Here is a 977-nt window from a genome sequence, read left to right on the forward strand (position 1 = left end):
AGCCGAGGCCGGCAGGGGCCGGCCGGAGCCGGGCGGATAAAATCGCCGCCTGCGGCCCGGCCGTGGCCCTGGGCGGGGCTGTCTGCACCTGCCTCCAGCGCCATGCCTGCGCCCGCCCCGGTTCGCCGCTTTGCGCGGGCTGCGGCATCATAACGAAGCCTTTTTCTCCCCCCGCCGCGCCCTGGAGCCGCCCCATGACCGAATCCTCCCACGACACCGCCGCCGCCGCTGCCGCCGGCACCGAACCCGCCCTCGACAACGATGCGCTCGACGAGCTGGACACGCTGCTGGACGACCTGCGCAGCCGTGCCGAAGAAATCCCGCAGTGGGAGTTCTGCGACGGTTTCCTGACCGCGCTGGCCTGCACGCGCCGTGCCATTCCCGCCGCCGAATACCTGCCCATGCTGCTGGACGACGGCGGCCCCATCGATGTGACCGAGGGCGCGGGCGCCCCGCTGCCGCTGCTGCCGGCCTTCAAGGACGAGGCCCAGCAGGCGCGGTTCATGGAGCTGTGGACGCTGCGGTTCGACGAGGTCAGCCGCCAGCTGGCGACCGAGGTGGAATCGCTGGAGGACGACCGCGCCTTCCAGCCCGAGGTGATGGACATGCGCGGCGCCGTGGCCTGCCTGCCCGAGGAAGAACGCGCCGAGATGGCCGGCCAGGACATTCCCTCGTTCGGCCAGGTGTGGGCGCTCGGCTTCATGTTCGCCGTCGAGAACTGGCCCGAGGAATGGGCCGCCCCGCGCGACAAGGACGCCGCGCAGTGGCTGGACGGCGCGCTGGAGAACATCGTGGTGCTGACCGAGGACGACACCGGCAAGCCCGAGCACAACCTGTATGCCGAGGACGGCCCGGCCAGCGTGAGCGAGGCCCGCCTGGAGTCGTTCAGCGAAGCCGTCTGGGCCGTGTACGACCTGCGCCAGCTCTGGAAGAGCATCGGCCCGCGCGTGGAGGCCGTGCGCCGCGCCGACACCCCC

1 protein-coding gene is annotated in these 977 nt (G+C 72.0%); it reads left to right on the top strand.

Annotation, left to right across the window (positions count from 1 at the left end):
* Positions 1–194: 194 nt before the first annotated feature.
* On the top strand, positions 195–977 hold a 783-nt coding region (locus AC27KI_RS25810), incomplete at its 3' end, for a YecA/YgfB family protein (protein ID WP_487116679.1).

It is taken from the genome of Acidovorax sp. KPB24-03, from assembly GCF_057546605.1.